Source organism: Pseudoalteromonas ulvae UL12 (assembly GCF_014925405.1).
Lineage (GTDB): Bacteria > Pseudomonadota > Gammaproteobacteria > Enterobacterales > Alteromonadaceae > Pseudoalteromonas > Pseudoalteromonas ulvae.
Genome location: NZ_AQHJ01000028.1, coordinates 342,658 through 362,503, shown reverse-complemented (window position 1 = coordinate 362,503; position 19,846 = coordinate 342,658). Strand labels below are relative to the sequence as shown.

17 protein-coding genes are annotated in these 19,846 nt (G+C 42.3%); 11 read left to right on the top strand and 6 right to left on the bottom strand.

Annotation, left to right across the window (positions count from 1 at the left end; genetic code table 11):
* Window positions 1-51: 51 nt before the first annotated feature.
* Window positions 52-1,647: a mechanosensitive ion channel family protein gene (locus tag PULV_RS11990; protein WP_193331827.1), complete on the bottom strand. Its 1,596-nt coding sequence runs from the start codon at window positions 1,645-1,647 to the stop codon at window positions 52-54.
* Between the two features lie 249 nt (window positions 1,648-1,896).
* On the opposite strand from PULV_RS11990, the gene PULV_RS11985 reads away from it, so the two are divergent.
* The 3 genes from PULV_RS11985 to PULV_RS11975 all read left to right on the top strand — a co-directional run bounded on the left by PULV_RS11985 (window position 1,897) and on the right by PULV_RS11975 (window position 4,925).
* The gene (locus PULV_RS11985; protein ID WP_193331826.1) at window positions 1,897-3,999 is read left to right on the top strand and encodes a UvrD-helicase domain-containing protein; all 2,103 of its coding nucleotides are present in this window, start codon (window positions 1,897-1,899) and stop codon (window positions 3,997-3,999) included.
* A 65-nt stretch (window positions 4,000-4,064) separates the two neighbouring features.
* Window positions 4,065-4,208, top strand: coding sequence for a hypothetical protein (locus PULV_RS11980; RefSeq protein ID WP_176365213.1), 144 nt, complete (start codon window positions 4,065-4,067; stop codon window positions 4,206-4,208).
* Between the two features lie 51 nt (window positions 4,209-4,259).
* On the top strand, window positions 4,260-4,925 hold the full coding sequence (locus tag PULV_RS11975) for an RluA family pseudouridine synthase (RefSeq protein WP_086745185.1): 666 nt from the start codon (window positions 4,260-4,262) through the stop codon (window positions 4,923-4,925).
* A gap of 133 nt (window positions 4,926-5,058) precedes the next feature.
* Here PULV_RS11975 and infA read toward each other — a convergent pair whose 3' ends face one another.
* The 4 genes from infA to trxB form a co-directional block, all read right to left on the bottom strand.
* The gene (gene infA, locus PULV_RS11970; RefSeq protein ID WP_009839780.1) at window positions 5,059-5,277 is read right to left on the bottom strand and encodes a translation initiation factor IF-1; all 219 of its coding nucleotides are present in this window, start codon (window positions 5,275-5,277) and stop codon (window positions 5,059-5,061) included.
* Between the two features lie 90 nt (window positions 5,278-5,367).
* Window positions 5,368-6,072, bottom strand: coding sequence for an arginyltransferase (locus tag PULV_RS11965; protein WP_193331825.1), 705 nt, complete (start codon window positions 6,070-6,072; stop codon window positions 5,368-5,370).
* Entirely contained in the window at window positions 6,065-6,781 is a 717-nt protein-coding gene (gene aat / locus PULV_RS11960; protein WP_193331824.1) for a leucyl/phenylalanyl-tRNA--protein transferase, read from the bottom strand. The genes PULV_RS11965 and aat overlap by 8 nt, the downstream gene beginning before the upstream one ends.
* 109 nt (window positions 6,782-6,890) lie before the next feature.
* Complete coding sequence (gene trxB, locus PULV_RS11955; protein ID WP_193331823.1) at window positions 6,891-7,841, bottom strand: thioredoxin-disulfide reductase; 951 nt, start codon at window positions 7,839-7,841, stop codon at window positions 6,891-6,893.
* A 260-nt stretch (window positions 7,842-8,101) separates the two neighbouring features.
* Between trxB and pssA the strand changes: the two genes are divergently transcribed.
* A complete protein-coding gene (gene pssA / locus PULV_RS11950; RefSeq protein WP_193331822.1) occupies window positions 8,102-9,433 on the top strand; it encodes a CDP-diacylglycerol--serine O-phosphatidyltransferase in 1,332 nt (443 codons plus the stop codon).
* 154 nt (window positions 9,434-9,587) lie between these two features.
* On the opposite strand, the gene ald is transcribed toward pssA, so the two are convergent.
* Entirely contained in the window at window positions 9,588-10,706 is a 1,119-nt protein-coding gene (ald, locus tag PULV_RS11945; protein WP_086745180.1) for an alanine dehydrogenase, read from the bottom strand.
* A gap of 129 nt (window positions 10,707-10,835) precedes the next feature.
* Between ald and lrp the strand changes: the two genes are divergently transcribed.
* The 7 genes from lrp to PULV_RS11910 all read left to right on the top strand — a co-directional run bounded on the left by lrp (window position 10,836) and on the right by PULV_RS11910 (window position 19,772).
* A complete protein-coding gene (lrp, locus tag PULV_RS11940) occupies window positions 10,836-11,330 on the top strand; it encodes a leucine-responsive transcriptional regulator Lrp (protein WP_086745285.1) in 495 nt (164 codons plus the stop codon).
* A gap of 64 nt (window positions 11,331-11,394) precedes the next feature.
* Window positions 11,395-13,956 carry a DNA translocase FtsK gene (locus tag PULV_RS11935; RefSeq protein ID WP_193331872.1) on the top strand — a complete coding sequence of 854 codons (2,562 nt, stop codon included), beginning with the start codon at window positions 11,395-11,397 and terminating at the stop codon, window positions 13,954-13,956.
* A 17-nt stretch (window positions 13,957-13,973) separates the two neighbouring features.
* The gene (lolA, locus tag PULV_RS11930; RefSeq protein ID WP_193331821.1) at window positions 13,974-14,594 is read left to right on the top strand and encodes an outer membrane lipoprotein chaperone LolA; all 621 of its coding nucleotides are present in this window, start codon (window positions 13,974-13,976) and stop codon (window positions 14,592-14,594) included.
* A complete protein-coding gene (locus PULV_RS11925) occupies window positions 14,587-15,930 on the top strand; it encodes a replication-associated recombination protein A (protein WP_193331820.1) in 1,344 nt (447 codons plus the stop codon). Before lolA ends, PULV_RS11925 begins: the two co-directional genes overlap by 8 nt.
* Window positions 15,917-16,303 (top strand): fluoride efflux transporter CrcB, encoded by a 387-nt coding sequence (gene crcB, locus PULV_RS11920; protein ID WP_086745176.1) that lies wholly within the window; start codon window positions 15,917-15,919, stop codon window positions 16,301-16,303. The genes PULV_RS11925 and crcB overlap by 14 nt, the downstream gene beginning before the upstream one ends.
* A gap of 10 nt (window positions 16,304-16,313) precedes the next feature.
* Window positions 16,314-17,618, top strand: a complete 1,305-nt coding sequence (serS, locus tag PULV_RS11915; protein ID WP_086745175.1) for a serine--tRNA ligase — start codon at window positions 16,314-16,316, stop codon at window positions 17,616-17,618.
* 153 nt (window positions 17,619-17,771) lie between these two features.
* A complete protein-coding gene (locus PULV_RS11910; protein ID WP_193331819.1) occupies window positions 17,772-19,772 on the top strand; it encodes an alpha-amylase in 2,001 nt (666 codons plus the stop codon).
* Window positions 19,773-19,846 lie beyond the last annotated feature (74 nt).

Sequence of the window (19,846 nt, the reverse complement as noted above, 5' to 3'; positions counted from 1 at the left end):
AAAACCACAGTTTAGGCTGTGGTTTTTCTTTACGTGTAAATACCGTACTGATTATGCTGAAGGGGAAACATAGGGCATCACGGGCACTATTTTAGAGCCATGCTGAGCAACAATATCCATAATACTAAACTGAAGTTCTTCAGCGGCAAATTGGTACTTAGGTAGGCTAGTGGTGCCGAGGTAAGCAAATATATTTATTTCTAAGCCATGTAGGCCAAACCCTTTAAAGGTGACGCGTAATGGGCTTTCGTCTACTAACTCATGCCTTTCAAATAATGCTTTTATGTCGGTAGTAATGGCTTTAAGCTGCTCGGCTGTGGTCGAGTAATCAAGACGAAGATCGGTTTTAAAACGGATTTTTTCCCGCTCAGAAATATTTTCGATTTCCATTTCTGCGAGTTTTGCATTAGGTACGTGAATGACTGAGCGATCAACGGTTCGAATACGTGTACAGCGTAAACCTATTTCTTCGACTGTACCTCGCATACCTCCAAAATTACATAAATGGCCCACTTTAATAGGGGCTGCAGAATAGAGTGTCATGGTACCAATTAAATTCTCAATTGATTGCTTAGACGCTAACGCAATCGCAATACCGCCAATGCCCATACCCGCTAAAATCGCACCCGCATTAAAACCAAGTGATTCAAGCCAAATAAGCACGGCCAATATTAATAAAATAACGCGCACAAAATTGACTAAAGGGCGCAGCAGAGAAGCGCCTTGTTTATTGCCTTTCTTAATTAAATATTCACGGAAAATACATTGGCACAAGCCAATGAGTGACCACACCAACCACATAATAGAAAGTACAAACAATATGGCGTTATCAATAATTTCAGTAGCTAACGCAGAAAGAGTGGTATTTGCAAGCCAGGCACGATCAAGTGCGAGTGCCAAAAATAGGCGAAACGGACCCGTAATAATGGCACTGATTTCTAGTTTAAATTGGTTATTTGTCCGAAGAACAAACCATTTAATCAGCCATGTAATTGGCATGACAATTACAAATGCAAGAGTCAGGTAAGACAGTAATAGCGCCCACTCCCACAGGTTTAGCTTGAATAAATAGCCATCTGGCGTATTTTCAATAAACCATTCAACAAGGGGGCCATAACCGAGATCTTGATAGAGTTTTGGTACTTTGGCTAAGGTTGCATTGGAGATTTTCCAGATGAAACCAATGTCTTGATCCGGTACTTTTTGAAGATAGAGATTGATTTCTTGCCCATTGATTGCAATGGCTCCGAATGTATCTCGGTAGTCAGGCAAGCCGTCATTGGCCATGCCTGATGGGGTATCATTCACTTCGCTAAAATTGATCCAGATATTACGCTCAATAATTGCTTGTAATTGTTTGGCGTAAAGCGAGGCATCTTCTTTGACCATGTTTTCGGGTAAATAGCGGACATCGAGGTATTTTGCAGCGGTTATGAAATCTTGATTATACGCGGCCTCTAAAAATCCTTGTAATGTGCCTCTGGGTGTATCACGGCGAAGAATATCCTGATACGCATATACTTGTACACTAGGTTCATCAGCATTTGCATCGACAGTGGGAAGAGAAGATACACTCGCTAAAGTTGCGTGAAGCGACAAGCTCAAAGTCAACAGTAGTGTAACAATACAGCGCAGGGTAAATACCATGAATATCAATCCTTTAAAATTTATTAAATGAATATTATCACTGACGACTAAGATAGAACACTTTTAGTACAAGCCAAGAGATGAATTAATTATCAAACAGTGAATTTTTAATCATTGACCAGCTAACAATCTCAAATTGGCTGATAAAACAGCAACAATTGCTTCTTTTAGTGCGCTTATGTCAAAAGCCTTCGTGTGTTGCTGAGCATCTCGCTATAATCCCGGCGCGACTAGTTGTAGAGAACCGATTTGAACGTATTTATATTACAGGCCCATTTTTTTGCCCGCCTTTTTGGCTTTGATAACAAGTTAAGCATTGATCACCACACCGTGCATGTTTACCAAAACGGGCAGAGTAGCAGTGTTGCATGGCGGGATATACAGCAGCCTGTAGAGTTCAAACTGGGTTGGTTTGGTTATCAAATCGTGATTAAAACCCAAGGGCAGAGTCACGTATTGCGGGGCATGTCTGTAACTGGCATCTCCACTATTCAAGAAGTCGCATTATCCCATTGGGTTACACATCATCGCCAAGGATTAGAAACAGCATTTACTGTGATCGCTAAAATGGTGCAAGGTCGGTTTGTGCGTGACTCACACGTGGAGCAGATACAAAAAATAATTGATGAACAGGTGCATCGTTGGCTTCCTTGGGCTAAAAGCCATCGACTCGATTCTGACACGACTTCATTAATCGACAAGCTTGTAACCTATACCCAATTAGATAATGCAGCGATTACCGCGATTCGAGAGCGCTATATCCGATATCAAACAGGCCGCTACAGCGCGATCTTTAATGCAATAGAATCGACACCATTGACCCCTAAACAAGCCCATGCGTGCATTGTGGATAATGATGCCAACTTAATTTTGGCCGGTGCAGGGACAGGCAAAACCAGTGTGTTAATCGCGCGAGTCGCGTATTTGTTGCAAAGCCAGCAGGCTAATAGTTCAGAATTACTACTGCTCGCATACGGAAAACAAGCGGCCACTGAAATGGACCAACGTTTGAGCCGTGCACTTGCGCATAGGCAAGTAAACAGCCGTACCTTCCATAGCTTAGCATTAGCGATTGTTGCTGAGGTTGAGGGTAAACAGCCGACACTGTCGAAATATGCTGACAACAGCGAGGCACTCATTCATCAATTGAAGCAGCGCTTTATTCGCATCCTCAGTGAAGACGAAAGCTATCAAGCAAGCTTGGTTAAGTACTTTAATCTTACTTTGCCAGTCAAAGGCAGGCAGCAAGTACAAGAAAGCGCCATCCAATTTATCAAGCGACTTACAGAGCAAGGGCAAGTGCTCGAGTTTGCGGTGATCATCTGTAAACTGGTGCCGTTATATAAAAGCTTAGTTAATCCAGAACAAATAGCAGAACGCATAGAGCCCCAGTTACAGCCAGCTTTAGCTGTTGTCTTATCTTTACTAGAGCCGTTACGAGATGACTATCAACAATTGTTAACTCAAGAACAAGCCATTGATTTTGACGATATGATTAGTTTGGCCACACATTATGTTCACTCAGGTCAATTTAAGAGTCCATGGCGCTTTATTATGGTCGATGAGTTTCAAGATATCTCTGCATCACGAGCATTGTTGGTTAAGGCTTTAGTCAATCAGCATCCTAATGCTAACTTATTTGTCGTAGGCGATGATTGGCAAGCCATCTATCGATTTAATGGTGCAGATCTGCGCTTGACGACTCAGTTCGAGCATTATTTTGGTCAAGCGAGTCATCATCAGTTAACCACTACGTTCCGTTTTAATAATAAAATTTCACAAGTGGCAGAGCCATTTATTTTAGCGAACCCTCATCAACTAAAAAAACAGCTTAATAGCGCCACGCAAGTTAAACAAGCTAGTGTGACAGTGCTAACACCTGACAATGCCCTTATTACGAGCGAGAGTGCTTTGTTGCATTGTTTAGAAACAATGAGTCAGCGAGGTGATACCCGTATTTTTATCCTAGCTCGCAATCACTTTATGTTGCCGGATTTACCTTTTCGAAATACGTTGCAGCGGCGGTTTATAAAACTCGATATTCAGTTTATGACTATGCATGCCAGCAAAGGAAAAACAGCGGACTCTGTGATTATTATGGGATTAAATGCTGGGCGACATGGTTTTCCATCAACACAAAAAAATTATTGGTTAGCTGATGCTTTTTTAGCTCCTGAAAATGAGTTTGCATTTGCAGAAGAGCGACGACTTTTTTATGTTGCTTTAACTCGAGCCAAACATCATGTGTACTTAATTGCACCTTATGCACAAAAGAGCCCCTTCTTGTTGGAAATTTTGGAAAATACATCTGAGTTAAATCAGATCACAATCAATCAAGATATTGCTATCTAGGCCGATAAACTGATCATAGGCTCTTCATAGATGAAAGGCGTTTTTCCCTAAAACGAGGAGGCGAGATGATCAGCCAACAATACTGTAAAGCGTTAGAGTTACGGATTATTAAAAAGACGCAGCAAGTTCAAGGTTTAAAGTGTAAAGTGCGTCTTTTTCAGTGGACGACACTCACTTTGGCAATCGTTTTAGTGATGCAATCTTTTTAATTAGTCCGCAAGTCGTTACACTGCACTCTGTTTTATTATTGAGTGCAGAGCGTGTTAACATTACCGGATCCTTTTATCGCCCCTCCTTGCGAGCAGGCCATTGACATTTTGTATCAAGATGACGCCATCTTATTGATTAATAAACCCAGTGGGTTGTTAAGTTTGTCGGGTAAAAATCCTCTCAATCTCGATTCGGTGCATTACAGAGTCAAACAAGATTTCCCAACCGCGACACTGTTACATCGATTAGATTTTGGTACCTCAGGGATCATGTTGGTGGCATTATCGAAGGAATATAACGCGTTGTTGATGCGACAGTTTCAAGCGCGAAAAATTAAAAAACAATATAAAGCGATATTGCAAGGAGAACTCAATCCAAAGGAAGGGGTAATAGACTTACCAATTGCTAAAGGAGAATTTCCAAGGCAAGTTGTTTGCTATCAACAAGGCAAACACGCCATGAGTGAATATAAAGTGCTCCATTATTGCTCGCAAACACATCAAAGTACGGTACAGTTTTTCCCTGTCACTGGGCGGACACATCAATTGAGAGTACATAGTCAGGCAATTGGGCATCCTATCTTAGGTTGTGATTTGTATAGTGAGGGGCAAAGCCAGCAAGCTGCAAAACGTTTAATGTTGCATGCAACTGAATTGACATTTAGCCATCCGAAAACGAGGCAGGTTATAACTGCACAAGCAGAATGCCCATTTTGATTACAGGGATTGCAGGAAATTTCTAAATGACAGGCAATAAAAAAGCCAGTTGAAACAACTGGCCCAAGATTTTTCGTTTTAATTTAACAAAACGAGATTGCGCTAGTGTAGCCCAACCTATGTATTCTGGTGCTTAACGGGCACGGAAAACGATGCGACCTTTACTTAGGTCATAAGGTGTCATTTCAACTGTCACTTTATCACCTGTTAGGATGCGGATGTAGTTTTTGCGCATCTTTCCAGAAATATGAGCAGTAACCACGTGACCGTTTTCCAGCTCAACTCGGAACATAGTATTTGGTAAAGTGTCAAGGATCGTACCTTGCATTTCAATTACGTCTTCTTTCGCCATGTTTAGCGTAACACCTCTTAGTCTGTTTGAAGCTGCAGATTTTGCCCAAAACAGTCGCATAAGTAAAGCGGCAGAGCCGATATTTGTAAATTAATTGTCTTGCCAATGCTCAAAACGCAAAATTTGCTGTGCTTTATACTGGTTTTTGTAATTCATCTTAGCACATTCATCAATTTGAAAGCCTAAATAGACATACGACTTAGCTAATGCTTGAGCATGTTTGATTTGCTCCATAATCATAATACTGCCGATCCCAGCTTTGTGATAATCAGGATCAAAAAAAGTATAAATCGCTGACAGGGCATTGGGCAGTTGATCGGTTACAGCGACGGCAATTAATTTCTCCTGATGCCACAACTCAATATACACAATTGGCAACCAACTACAGATCATAAAACTATCGTATTGAGCGCGGTTAGGGGGAAACATAGCGCCATCTTGATGGCGCTGATTGATATAGCGCTCGTACAAAGCATAATAGAGCGGTTTAATCACATCACTAAATTGTACGCTGAAGTGTTTATTGCGATAGGAAAGTTTTCGCTTTTGCGATTTAGATGGCACAAATTGATCTGCAAGTACGCGCACCGCTTGGCATTTTTGACAAGATGGGCAATGTGGCCGATAAATTTGGTCACCACTGCGTCGAAACCCCATGGCAAGCAATTGCTCAAAATAAGTCGGGGTTTCACACACGTCATCCATGGTGACTAAAAGCTGCTCTTGTTCGCCATCAATGTAACTGCAGGGCAGCGGTTGGCTCAATCCTAGTTTGATTGGAATTCGGTTAGTCATAAATATCATCTAAGGTTTGAGGTTGCCACATGGTAGCTAAATCGATCTTGGGCCATGGCTGGTGTAATTTATTTAAAAATGCATTTCTAGAAATTGCTTTAGCGCCAAGTGATTCGAGATAAGGGTTCATTATTTGACAATCGATGAATGCACCGTTGTGGCGTTTGAGCCAATTGACTAATGCCCATGACGCTAATTTTGAAGTATTTGCCATGGTATGAAACATTGATTCACCACAAAAAACATGGCGTTGCATCACACCATATAAACCGCCCACTAATTGCTGTTCAAACCATATTTCAACACTGTGCGCGACGCCTAATTTATGTAATCGATTATAGGCCTCTTCCATTTCATTGGTGATCCAAGTTCCTTGTGTATCAATGCGCTGCTGCTGACATGCAAACATCACCTTTGAAAAGGCTTGGTTTACGGAGACTGTGAACGTATGTTTTCGCTGGAATTTTTTCATCGAACGGCTGATATGAAACTCGTCTAATTCAATAATAGCGCGCTCTTTTGGTGACCACCACATTAGAGGGTCGTCTTCATTAAACCAAGGGAAAATGCCATTTTGATACGCATTGACCAATCTTTCGGGGGCCAAGTCACCACCAATGGCCAACAACCCATCAGGATCATTTAACGCAAGACGAGGATCAGGAAAGGAAAAAGACAGCTCTGAAAGCTGGAATAAGGTATTGTTCATGAAAAACCATAGAATATAGATACTTAACTATAGTAACAAATCGCACTAATAAAACGAGCTAAAAAAACCCTTGTGCTGACGCGACAAGGGTTGGTATTTTGAGCTGCTGTTATAGATTGTCTAAGTAGCGCTCAGCATCCAAAGCAGCCATACAACCAGTACCTGCAGAGGTAATGGCTTGACGGTAAATATGGTCGCTCACATCACCCGCAGCAAACACACCTTCAACACTGGTTTGGGTTGCATTACCGTGTAAACCAGATTGCACAACCAGATAGCCATCTTTCATATCTAACTGATCAACAAACATATCCGTGTTTGGTTTATGACCAATAGCAATGAACACACCTGCAACATCGAGTTGTTCAGTTGCATCAGAATCCGTCGCTTTAATACGCATGCCAGTCACGCCCATTTCATCACCAAGTACTTCATCAAGGGTACGGTTAAAATGAATGGTCACGTTGCCATTTGCTGCTTTATCTTTTAAACGGTCTGATAGAATCTTTTCACTGCGGAACGAATCACGACGGTGAATAACATGCACTTCAGAGGCGATATTCGATAAGTACAATGCTTCTTCAACAGCTGTATTACCGCCACCGACAACCGCGACTTTTTGGTTACGATAGAAGAAACCATCACATGTTGCACAAGCTGATACACCACGACCTTTAAAGTTTTCTTCAGATTCAAGACCTAAATACGTTGCTGATGCACCTGTTGCGATGATTAACGCATCACAGGTGTAAACGCCGTTATCGCCTGTTAGTGTGAATGGGCGAGTTTTAATATCAACAGTGTGGATATGATCAAACACGATTTCTGTTTCGAAACGCTCAGCATGCTCTTTCATACGATCCATTAGCGCAGGACCTGTTAAACCGTGTGCATCACCTGGCCAGTTTTCTACTTCTGTGGTTGTCGTTAGCTGACCACCTTGTTGCATACCTGTGATTAAAACAGGGTTTAAATTTGCACGTGCAGCATACACTGCAGCCGTGTATCCAGCAGGGCCAGAACCTAAGATAAGTAATTTACAGTGTTTTGTGGTGCTCATGAAAGTTTTCCTAATTGCCTTTGGCTTATTTATTGCGCCGATTCTAAGAAAAACAAGCAGGATGTAAAATAAATTCGATAATTCTTTTTTTATAAAAAAGTAAACTTGTTCAATAAAGTGTACTTAAGAGTGTAAATTGTGCTTTATTTATACGAGTAAACAAGGATTTGACGTTATTTCATGACCGCACCATTTTTTTTTGATATGTTCGTAAGTTCTTACGGCTTAAAAAACAGTAACGTTAGTAAAGGTGTTGAAACGTGCAAAAAGTTTTATGGCAACAACAGCCCGGTTATGGGTTAAATGCTTCGGACATCGATGTCCTATTTAGTGCTGAACAATATAAATCGCGCTTATTGTCTTTAATTGCCAGCGCCACCCAACGCATTTACATCACCGCACTTTATTTGCAAGACGATGAAGCGGGTCAAGAAATATTGACCGCATTACACCAAGCTTCATTGGCTCGCCCGACGCTTGATATTAAAGTGTTTGTTGATTTTCATCGCGCCCAACGAGGGCTAATTGGTGCCAAAGAAAAAGGCGGCAATGCGGCCTTCTATCAAAAATTTAATCAGCAATATCAATCAAATGTTCAAATATTAGGGGTGCCCGTTAAAGCCAAAGAGCTGTTTGGTGTTTTGCATCTCAAAGGTTTCGTATTTGATGATGTTGTCTTGTATAGCGGTGCGAGTTTGAACAACGTATATTTGCAGCATGCTGAGCGTTATCGTCTCGATCGTTATTTTGTTATTCAACAGCCTCAGCTTGCTGATGCGATGATAGCGTTTTTGAATGCAGCGTTTATTCAAAGTGAAGCAATACCACGACTCGATATTCATCCTGTGCCTAAATTTGTAGAACTTAAAGCCCAGCACAGAAAGTTAGTTAGGTTTCTTAAAACGGCCAGTTACTCACTTGCTACCCAACAATCTGAACACGATCTCCAAGCACAACTTTATTTAGGGTTAGGGCGCCGTGGTAACAAATTAAACAAAGTGATAAAGCAACTGTTCCAATCGGCAGAAAACGAGTTGCTCTTATACACCCCATATTTTAATTTTCCAGCGCCTTTGCTACGCATTTTGGCCAAACAATTAAAGAAAGGGGTGAAAGTTACAATTGTCGTTGGGGACAAAACAGCCAATGACTTTTATATTCCACCAGAAGAGCGTTTTAGCAAGATAGGTGCATTACCGTATTTATACGAGACAATATTGCAGCGCTTTTTAGAGAGAAAACATCAGTTTGTAGAATCTAAACAGCTACGGGTGTTTTTGTGGAAGCATGATACCAACTCATTTCATCTCAAAGGAATTAGTGTCGACAACAAAATGCACTTAATGACGGGGCATAATCTTAATCCACGCGCGTGGGGTTTAGATATCGAAAACGGCATTTTACTCAATGATCCTGCCGGTCATCTGGCCGCAGATCTGGAGAAAGAAAAACAACAAATTTTGGCACATTGCACCGAAATTAACAGTTATGCTGAAATAGAAACCCTTGAACATTATCCTGAACCGGTGAGTAAAATATTAGGTCAAGCAAAGCGTGTTAAGGTGGATTTTATCATTAAACGTTTTATATAAAGTTTTACTCTTAAGATCAACAGCCCCAAATAAAGGCGCAATATTGCGCCTTTATTTGTTTGAATTGAATGGATCACGGATCACAAAGTCATCAAGCATGGAATTTAGCGCATAAAAAAAGCAGCCTCAGCTGCTTTTTTTACTTTATGGTCGATTAGCCATTTAACGCATCAAGTGCTGTTACATATGGCATACCGAAACCTTCAGCTACTTCTTTAAATGTAACGTGGCCTTTATAAACGTTTAAGCCGTTACGGAAGTGAGCATCATCAAGTAGCGCTTGCTTATAGCCTTTATTTGCAAGGTTAATGATGAAAGGAAGCGTTGCATTGTTTAATGCAAACGTTGATGTCAGAGGCACAGCGCCTGGCATGTTAGCAACACAGTAGTGAACAACATCATCAACGATGTAAGTTGGATCAGCGTGAGTTGTCGCTTTAGAAGTCGCAATACAACCACCTTGGTCAATCGCAACATCAACAATCGCAGAACCAGGCTTCATGTTTTTGATGTGTTCTGCAGTGACTAATTTTGGCGCTGCTGCACCTGGAATTAATACACCACCAATCACTAAATCAGCTTCTAATACGTGTTTTTCTAACGCATCTGCAGTCGAGTAAACCGCTTTGATTTTGTTACCATATTGCGCATCTAAACGACGAAGCACATCAATGTTGCGGTCAAGAATAACCACATCAGCGCCCATGCCAACAGCCATTTGTGCAGCATTTGCACCAACCATACCGCCACCAATAACCACAACTTTTGCAGGCTCAACACCTGGGACGCCACCTAGTAACATACCACGGCCGTTGTTTGATTTCTCAAGTGCTTGAGCACCGGCTTGGATTGACATACGACCTGCCACTTCAGACATAGGAGCAAGTAATGGTAAACCACCACGTGCATCAGTGACTGTTTCGTAAGCAATACAGATTGCTTTACTTTTAACAAGGTCTTCAGTTTGCGGTAAATCAGGTGCAAGGTGTAAGTAAGTGAATAAGATTTGATCTTCACGAAGCATTGCACGCTCAACAGCTTGAGGCTCTTTCACCTTAACAATCATTTCTGCAGTAGCAAAAACGTCCGCAGCAGTCGGTAATACTTCTGCACCGGCTGCTTGATAGTCTTCATCGGTAAAACCAATACCAATACCTGCATTGTGCTCAACAAATACTGAGTGGCCGTGATTAATAAGTTCACGCACACTGCCAGGTACCATACCTACACGGTATTCATGGTTTTTGATTTCTTTAGGTACACCGATAATCATAATAAAAAGCCTCTTTGAACATGGTTTTATAATTCGACTAGTATATTCGTTAAATACTTTGTCTGTTCACTATATTGAGGTTAAAATGCAGTGGAAAACTCTGTATTTTTTAAATTGGTAGTGAATTATATGGTTAAAGCATCCAGTGCACATCAACTAGACCGCATCGATAAAAAGATTTTAGCTGAATTACAAAAAGACGGGCGAATTTCTAACGTCGAATTAGCAAAACGAATTGGCTTAAGTGCGACTCCTTGTTTAGAGCGTGTAAAAAAGCTCGAACGTGAGAAGTTTATTCGGGGTTACAAAGCGATTATTGATCCGGTTAAGATTGGTGCTGCTTTGCTTGTGTATGTTGAAATTACTCTCACTAAAACTTCACCTGATGTGTTTAAAGATTTTAACGAAGCGGTGAAAATGTATGATGAGATTTTAGAATGTCACCTTGTCTCAGGAAAGTTTGATTTTTTATTAAAGACTCGAGTAGCCGATATGGCGGCTTACCGACAACTGCTAGGGGACACACTGTTAACCTTACCCGGAGTGAGTGAAAGTCGCACTTATGTGGTGATGGAAGAGGTTAAAAACGAGGACATGTCTCCGCTAAAACCCGGTGCACGATAAGACATTTCCTGATAAGGTATAGAGATAATAAAAAAGGTTATAAATGCTTGAGGATAAACGGACTATGCGCCTAAATGGTGTTCAGCGCTTACTCGAAACAGGTTTAATTATTAGCACAACGCTCGCGTTGTTTATTTTATGTGCGTTAATTAGTTTTGATCCAGCCGATCCTTCATGGTCGCAAACTGGCGAATTTATCAAAGTTAAAAATATAACAGGGACAGCGGGTGCCTGGATTGCTGATATTTTGCTATTTACCTTCGGTTGGTTAGCCTTTTTTGTTCCGGCAATGATCCAGATGCTGGGTTATTTTTGTTTTAAACGTCCGCACAAATTACTGCAACTCGATTACATGACCATGGGCTTACGGGTGCTAGGCTTAGTGTTTTTTGTTACCTCAGCATCTGCAATCAGTAGTATCAACTTTGATGATATTTTTTATTTTTCATCTGGTGGGGTAGTAGGGGATGTAATTGCTAACGCCATGTTGCCGGCCTTTAATTTTACTGGCACTAGTTTATTACTGTTATGTTTCTTTTTTGTTGGGTTAACTTTGTTAACCGGTGTGTCGTGGGTTGAATTTGTTGATTTTATCGGTGCACAAGTCGTTAAAGTCGGGCTTTGGTTGCATAAACAGCCCCAAATTTGGCTACAAAATAGAGCTTTAAAAGAACAGCAAGCCGCGATTGAAGATAAGCGTCCAGCCCCAGTTCTCGCTGCTAGCCCGATGAACGATCCGCTCGACTTACCTGAGTTAGCGCCAGATAATCAAGAATTAGCAGAATCAAGTCGCGAGTCTGAATCAGCACCGACTTCGACCCAAGATCAAAATCGTGCCGAAAACACCGCATCACCACACGATTTACAACCGCATCCTGCCTTTGATGAACTTGACGACATGATAAACAACGAGTTGTCATTTAGTGCACTTGAAGAAGAGCCGATAGATACACGTTCAGCGTTGAACGCCCTTGATGAGTTGCAGCCCATTGATAGTAGTTTTCCTGAGCAGGCTCATACTGTGCAACAAGATGTTGCCCCGATGCCAACGACGGCTAAACCCGCTTATGTGCCGCCTCCAACAGCCAAAGAAAAATTTGAAGCTTTGCTAGAAGATGCGCCTGTCACAACGGCAATGCCAACGCTTGATTTACTCGACCGCCCAGATAAAAAGAAAAACCCGATTTCACAAGAAGAACTCGATGCTGTTTCTGAGTTAGTTGAGGTGAAACTGCTCGATTTTGGCGTACAAGCCAAAGTGGTCGGGGTTTATCCAGGGCCTGTGGTCACCCGTTTTGAGCTCGACCTTGCACCGGGTGTGAAAGTGTCAAAAATTACAGGGTTAGCAAAAGATTTAGCGCGTTCGTTATCGGCCATTAGCGTGCGGGTTGTTGAAGTTATCCCAGGAAAAACTTACATAGGCATCGAATTACCAAATAAATACCGTGAAGTCGTTCGCTTATCAGAAGTAATTAGTGCTCCTAAATTTACAGACAATGATTCTGCTTTATCTATGGTACTTGGCAAAGATATTGCCGGTGTGCCAGTGGTGGTTGATTTGGCAAAAATGCCTCATTTATTAGTGGCTGGTACAACGGGTTCAGGAAAGTCAGTGGGCGTTAATGTAATGATTGTTAGTTTACTCTATAAATCTACGCCAGAAGATGTGCGATTAATCATGATTGACCCGAAAATGTTGGAGCTCTCTGTGTATGAGGGGATCCCGCACTTATTGTGTGAAGTGGTCACAGACATGAAAGAAGCGGCCAATGCACTGCGTTGGTGTGTCGGTGAAATGGAGCGGCGCTATAAACTGATGTCAGCTTTAGGGGTGCGAAACTTAAAAGGCTATAACCAAAAGGTGACTGATGCTATTGCTGCAGGTCAGCCAATTTTAGATCCGCTCTTTAAACAAAGTGATGGCATGGCCGAGCAAGCCTCAGAGTTAGGTAAATTACCAGCTATCGTGGTCGTGATTGATGAATTTGCCGACATGATGATGATAGTGGGTAAAAAAGTAGAAGAGCTGATCGCACGAATTGCACAAAAAGCACGTGCTGCTGGCATTCATTTAGTCTTGGCAACTCAGCGTCCATCGGTAGATGTTATTACGGGTTTGATAAAAGCCAATATTCCGACCCGAATGGCGTTTCAGGTGTCATCAAAAATTGACTCACGCACTATTTTAGATCAACAAGGTGCTGAAAACTTACTCGGAATGGGGGATATGCTCTATTTACCACCTGGAACCAGTGTTCCTGTGCGTGTACATGGTGCGTTTGTTGATGACCATGAAGTCCACGCCGTCGTGAATGATTGGAAAGCCCGAGGTAAACCTAATTACATTGACGATATTTTAAATGGCGATGCAGTCGAGGATGTATTGTTGCCAGGAGAAGCCCCTGAGGGCGCGGATGACGCAGAGCAAGATCCTCTTTATGATGAGGCCGTGGCCTTTGTGATAGAAAGCCGCCGTGCATCGGTATCGAGTGTGCAACGACGATTACGTGTTGGGTATAACCGAGCAGCGCGTTTAGTTGAACAAATGGAAGCTGCGGGCATTGTTAGCTCGCCTGGCCACAATGGTACCCGTGAAGTGTTATCGCCCAATAGTGGCGCGCATTAATTATAAAAGGTGTATGTATGAAACGATTTTTTCTGTCTTCTTTATTGTTGTTAAGCCCAATGGTTTGGGCTGATGCGAAAAGTGATTTACAACAGCATTTGCGCCAGATCACCAGCTTTGACGCTCAGTTCAGTCAAGTTGTCACTGACGAGCAAAATAATACTCTGCAAGAAGCCAAAGGCTCATTACAGTTGCAGCAACCTAATCAATTACGCTGGCAACAAACCGCACCAGAAGAAACCTTATTAATTACCTCGGGTGCTCAAACCTATTATTTTGACAGTTTTGCTGAGCAAGTGACTATCATGGATACGCAAAGCTTAATTAACAGCACGCCATTTGTATTATTAACCCATCATCAAGATGAACAGTTATGGCTAAATTATTCAGTGGTTGAAAACAAAGGCGTTTTTGAACTCACGCCCATTGAGGATGAGCAAAGCCAAGTGAAACGTTTGGATATTGTTTTTGATAAACAAGCACAAGGGTTTGCACGGATCAGCATTTTAGATGCAACAGGGCAGCAAACTCAATTTACCTTTAAAGACAGTAAACTAAACCAACCTTTGCAATCGAGTTTGTTTGAATTTGTGTTACCTGAGGGCGTCGCAGTGGACGATCAAACACAAGGTGAGTAATTTCGATTTTAATTTTGCGCCAGATGTGCGGCCCCTAGCTGCACGCATGCGGCCAAAAAGTTTATCTGACTATTGCGGCCAACAACATTTACTGGCCGCAGATAAACCGTTACATCAAGCAATTATCCAAGGCCGATGCCACTCGTTGATTTTATGGGGTCCACCAGGCACAGGTAAAACCACCTTAGCGGAGTTGATTGCTCATCATGCGACTGCTGAGTTTATTCAGCTTTCAGCGGTCACAGCGGGAATTAAAGATATTAGAGACAGTGTGGCTGCAGCTAAAAACACGCTGCAAAGCCAAGGTCGGCGAACATTATTGTTTGTTGATGAAATTCATCGTTTCAACAAATCGCAACAAGATGCATTTTTACCTCACATCGAAGATGGGACGTTTTTGTTTGTCGGGGCCACGACCGAAAACCCTTCGTTTGCACTGAATAACGCGATTTTATCTCGCACACGGGTGTATGTCCTTAAATCACTTGAGACAGAAGATTTAATGACAGTGATAGAGCGGGCTTTAAACGCAGAAATGGGTTTAAAGTCTCTCAATATCACGATGAACGAACCGGCTAAACTCGCTTTATGCACCGCCGCCGATGGCGATGCGCGAAAGTTACTCAATTTACTCGAACAAGCTGCCGATTTAGCCAAAATGGAGCACGGTCAAACTCTGATTGATGCCGAAGTATTAAGTCATGTTTTACCCACACATCTGGCCAAGTATGATAAAGGCGGCGATGAATTTTATGATTTGATTTCTGCATTTCATAAATCTGTTCGGGGCTCAGCCCCTGATGCTGCTTTGTATTGGTATTGCCGAATTTTAGCAGGAGGAGGCGATCCTCTGTATGTTGCACGGCGTTTGCTTGCGATTGCAACCGAAGACATCGGCAATGCTGATCCCAGAGCCATGCAAGTGGCACTTAATGCGTGGGATATATTCCAGCGTGTGGGCCCAAGTGAAGGAGAGCGGGCCATTGCGCAGGCGACTTTATACTTAGCCAGTGCAGCCAAAAGTAATGCGGTATATACGGCGTTCAATCAAGCCAAGCAAGATGCAACTAATTTACCCAGTTACCCTGTGCCTGAGCATTTACGCAATGCGCCAACTAGCATGATGAAAGAACTCGGCTATGGTGCGGATTATCGTTATGCCCACAATGAAATAGGCGCATACGCTGCTGGCGAAAATTACTTTCCAGAATCCATAAAAGATACCCAATATTACCAGCCAACAGATCGTGGCCTAGAAAAGCAAATTAAAGAGAAATTGGATTACCTGAGTCAACTCAATCAACACAGTGACCAAAAACGTTATGGACACAATTAAACTCTATTTATTTATTGCCACAGGTGGGGCGAGTGGCGCGTGTTTACGTTATTTTATCAATGATATTGCCATAAAACTTCTTGGAAAGGGATTCCCTTTTGGTACCCTGACAGTTAATATTCTTGGTTCATTATTGATGGGCATGTTATTTGGGCTAATAGAAAAAGGCGTTATTACAGTTAGCCCTGCAAAAAGTCTTATCGGGATCGGTTTTTTAGGTGCGTTGACCACATTTTCGACATTTTCACTGGACACTTTATTGCTGATGCAACAAGGTCAATGGCTGAAAATGGCGCTTAACGTCACACTCAATGTTGTATGCTGTGTTTTTGTTGCGTGGTTGGGCATACAGTTAGTTTTGCAAAAAGGTTAAAAAATAGAATATGTTAGATTCAAAATTTTTACGTCAAGATATCGAAGAAGCAGCCACTCGCCTTGCGGGTCGTGGTTTTACCCTTGATGTAGCTCAAATTAATGCGTTAGAAGAACAACGAAAAGCGCTACAAGTTAAAACTCAAGAATTGCAAAACGAACGCAACACTCGCTCCAAAGCAATTGGTCAAGCTAAAGCGCGTGGCGAAGACATTGAACCACTTCGAGCTGAAGTTGGGAAACTAGGTGATGATCTTGATGCTGCTAAAAAAGCACAAGATGAAGTGCTTGCTGAGTTACAAGCTATTTCAGCGACGTTGCCAAATCTGCCAGATGTATCTGTGCCGCAAGGTAAAGATGAATCAGAAAATGTTGAAATCTTAACTTGGGGTACGCCTAAGCAGTATGATTTTGAAGTTAAAGATCATGTGGATTTAGGTGAAAGCTTAAACAAAGGGCTCGATTTTGAAGCTGGCGTAAAATTAAGTGGTGCCCGCTTTACGGTGATGCGTGGTCAAATTGCCCGTATGCATCGCGCACTTGTTCAGTACATGCTAGATACCCACACAGACCAAAATGGTTATACAGAAATGTACGTACCGTATTTGGTTAATAAAGACAGTTTATTTGGTACAGGCCAATTGCCAAAATTCGCGGCCGATTTATTCCACACTAAAGGTTTAGTGGATGACGATGGGGTTGAGCATGACGGTTTTAGCTTAATTCCAACCGCTGAAGTCCCCCTTACAAACTGCGCCCGTGATGAAATTTACGATGAGTCTGAATTACCGATTAAACTGACTGCCCACACACCGTGTTTTAGAAGTGAAGCGGGCAGTTATGGCCGTGATACTCGTGGCTTAATTCGTCAGCATCAATTCGACAAAGTTGAATTAGTGCAGTTAGTGAAGCCAGAAGACTCAATGGCAGCGCTCGAAGAACTCACCGGTCACGCAGAGCAAATTCTACAAGGCTTAGAGTTACCGTATCGTAAAGTGGTGTTATGTACTGGCGACATGGGATTTGGTTCAACCAAAACGTACGATTTAGAAGTATGGTTACCTGCACAAGATACCTACCGTGAAATCTCATCATGTTCAAGCATGGGGGATTTCCAAGCCCGTCGTATGCAAGCGCGTTTTCGTCGTAAAGGCGAGAAAAAACCAGAATTACTGCACACTTTGAATGGCTCAGGTTTGGCCGTGGGTCGTACTTTGGTTGCTATCCTTGAAAACTATCAACAAGCAGATGGCTCAATTGTGGTACCAAAGGTGCTACAACCTTACATGGGCGGTGTTGAATTGATATCTAAATAGGTGAAAACCTTTTTATTCAATAGAAACCAGCGTTTACGCTGGTTTTTTTATGCCGTGTTTTGAGATCCCTTTATGCATACGTATTCAATGGGTGTTTCTGTTTAAGGTTCGTTATTGTTATTTAAATGTAAACAATAACAATGAGAACACACCATGAAAACAAGCACAATCTCTACAGTCGCTGGCAGTTTAATGCTGTTAGCAAGTCCCTTAACATATGCTGCACCGACAACATTTGTGCATTTATTCGAATGGAACTGGCAGGATATCGCCAATGAATGCGAAACGTTTTTAGGCCCAAAAGGCTATGCTGCGGTACAAGTTTCACCCCCAAATGAACACATTGTCGGCAGTCAATGGTGGACGCGTTATCAACCGGTCAGCTATCAAATCCAAAGCCGAGGCGGTGATCGCGCAGCATTTGCCAATATGGTTAATCGCTGTCAGGCGGTGGGTGTGGACATTTATGTCGATGCGGTGATTAATCACATGGCCGCAGGCAGTGGCGTTGGGGTCGCGGGCAACTCATTTACCACTAAACAATTCCCGATTTACAGTCCTCAAGATTTCCACGAAACCTGTGCAATTAATAGCGAAGATTATGGCAATAATCCATGGCGAGTTCAGCATTGTGAGTTAGTTGGCTTAGCTGACTTAAATACAGCATCAAATTATGTTCAAGACACTTTAGCGGGTTTTTTAAATGACTTAGTCAGCTTAGGTGTCAAAGGGATGCGTTTAGATGCATCAAAGCATATGCCAAGCGGCGACATCGCCAGTATTTTAGCCAAAGTTAATGGCTCGCCATTGATATTTCAAGAAGTGATTGACCAAGGTAGCGAAGCGGTATCTGCCAGTGAATATTTTAACAATGGATTAGTGACAGAATTTAAATACAGCACAGAATTAGGCCGCACATTTAAGGCCGGCAAACTGGCTTGGTTAAGTCAATTTGGTGAAGCGTGGGGCATGATGCCAAGCTACAACGCGGTGGTATTTGTTGATAACCATGATAATCAACGGGGTCATGGTGGAGCTGGCAATGTGGTCACTTTCGCCGATGGTAAACTATATGAACTCGCTAATGTATTTATGTTGGCTTATCCGTACGGTTACCCAAAAGTGATGTCGAGTTATAATTTTCACCACGATACTGATGCGGGCGGCCCAACTCAGTCAGTGCACCAAAACGGTCTGATTAATTGCACCGCAGATGGCTGGCAATGTGAACATCGCAAAGACATGATTGCCGGTGCGGTAGATTTTAGAAACAACACCTCAGCGGCATGGCAAGTTAATCATTGGTGGGACAATGGCAATAATCAAATTGCTTTTGCTCGTGGTGCAGAAGGGTTTGTAGCGATCAATCGAGAATCGAGTCCTATGCAAGCATCAGTACAAACAGGGCTGGCAGCAGGACAGTATTGTGATGTACTTTCAGGTCGTCTCTCAAGTGATAAACAACAATGTAGCGGTGAGGTGATCACAGTTAGCAATGAGGGGCTAACAGCCTTAAATGTGAGTGGCATGAATGCAATTGCAATCCATAAAAACAGTCGGTTAGCCACGACAGTTGTGGAACCAAACTGGCAGCGAACAGCTGTATTGATTAAGGCACAAACACAAAGCGGGCAAGATATGTTCATCCGCGGTGGCATTGATCATCAATTTGCAGCCACTATAGGACGAGATTGCCATACCAATCCGGCAGATTGTTCATTGCCAATTCGTCACAATAATTTACTTAACCCAACCACAGCACCTTGGAAACAAGGCGATACCTTGCTTGATTGGCAAGGTGCGCAAACGTCGCAATCAAGCCAAGCGCAAGGCAGCCCGCTTGATTGGACGACTAATCTATGGCCAACGAGTTGGGGAAGTAAAAAAACAGTATCAGAGCACGGCTACGGTGAAACATCGCTTAATACATTCGGCCAGCATTACTGGTTGTTTGATGTGCAAATGGATTGCAGTAATACTGTCAATGGTTGGTTTGAACTAAAAGCCTTTGTTAAAAATGGCCAAGGGTGGGAAGGGGATATCACACAAGCCAATGCGCCTTATACCAGTAATAATCACTTTGCAGAGTGTGGTAAATTGAATGTGTTTGAGTTTGATGCTCATCAATCTCAGCACATTGCTTTATCGTTATAAGCAATTAAAAAGGCTGATAAGTTTGCGATGAACTTATCAGCCTTTAATGTGAGACTTTCTTTTTACACTTTATC

Coding starts and splice junctions, on each gene's coding strand:
- PULV_RS11980 (WP_176365213.1), top strand. CDS start 4,065: ATGATCAGCCAACAATACTGTAAAGCGTTAGAGTTACGGATTATTAAA.
- aat (WP_193331824.1), bottom strand. CDS start 6,781: ATGAACAATACCTTATTCCAGCTTTCAGAGCTGTCTTTTTCCTTTCCT.
- PULV_RS11990 (WP_193331827.1), bottom strand. CDS start 1,647: ATGGTATTTACCCTGCGCTGTATTGTTACACTACTGTTGACTTTGAGC.
- crcB (WP_086745176.1), top strand. CDS start 15,917: ATGGACACAATTAAACTCTATTTATTTATTGCCACAGGTGGGGCGAGT.
- trxB (WP_193331823.1), bottom strand. CDS start 7,841: ATGAGCACCACAAAACACTGTAAATTACTTATCTTAGGTTCTGGCCCT.
- PULV_RS11935 (WP_193331872.1), top strand. CDS start 11,395: ATGCGCCTAAATGGTGTTCAGCGCTTACTCGAAACAGGTTTAATTATT.
- ald (WP_086745180.1), bottom strand. CDS start 10,706: ATGATTATCGGTGTACCTAAAGAAATCAAAAACCATGAATACCGTGTA.
- serS (WP_086745175.1), top strand. CDS start 16,314: ATGTTAGATTCAAAATTTTTACGTCAAGATATCGAAGAAGCAGCCACT.
- PULV_RS11965 (WP_193331825.1), bottom strand. CDS start 6,072: ATGACTAACCGAATTCCAATCAAACTAGGATTGAGCCAACCGCTGCCC.
- PULV_RS11910 (WP_193331819.1), top strand. CDS start 17,772: ATGAAAACAAGCACAATCTCTACAGTCGCTGGCAGTTTAATGCTGTTA.
- infA (WP_009839780.1), bottom strand. CDS start 5,277: ATGGCGAAAGAAGACGTAATTGAAATGCAAGGTACGATCCTTGACACT.
- lrp (WP_086745285.1), top strand. CDS start 10,836: ATGGTTAAAGCATCCAGTGCACATCAACTAGACCGCATCGATAAAAAG.
- lolA (WP_193331821.1), top strand. CDS start 13,974: ATGAAACGATTTTTTCTGTCTTCTTTATTGTTGTTAAGCCCAATGGTT.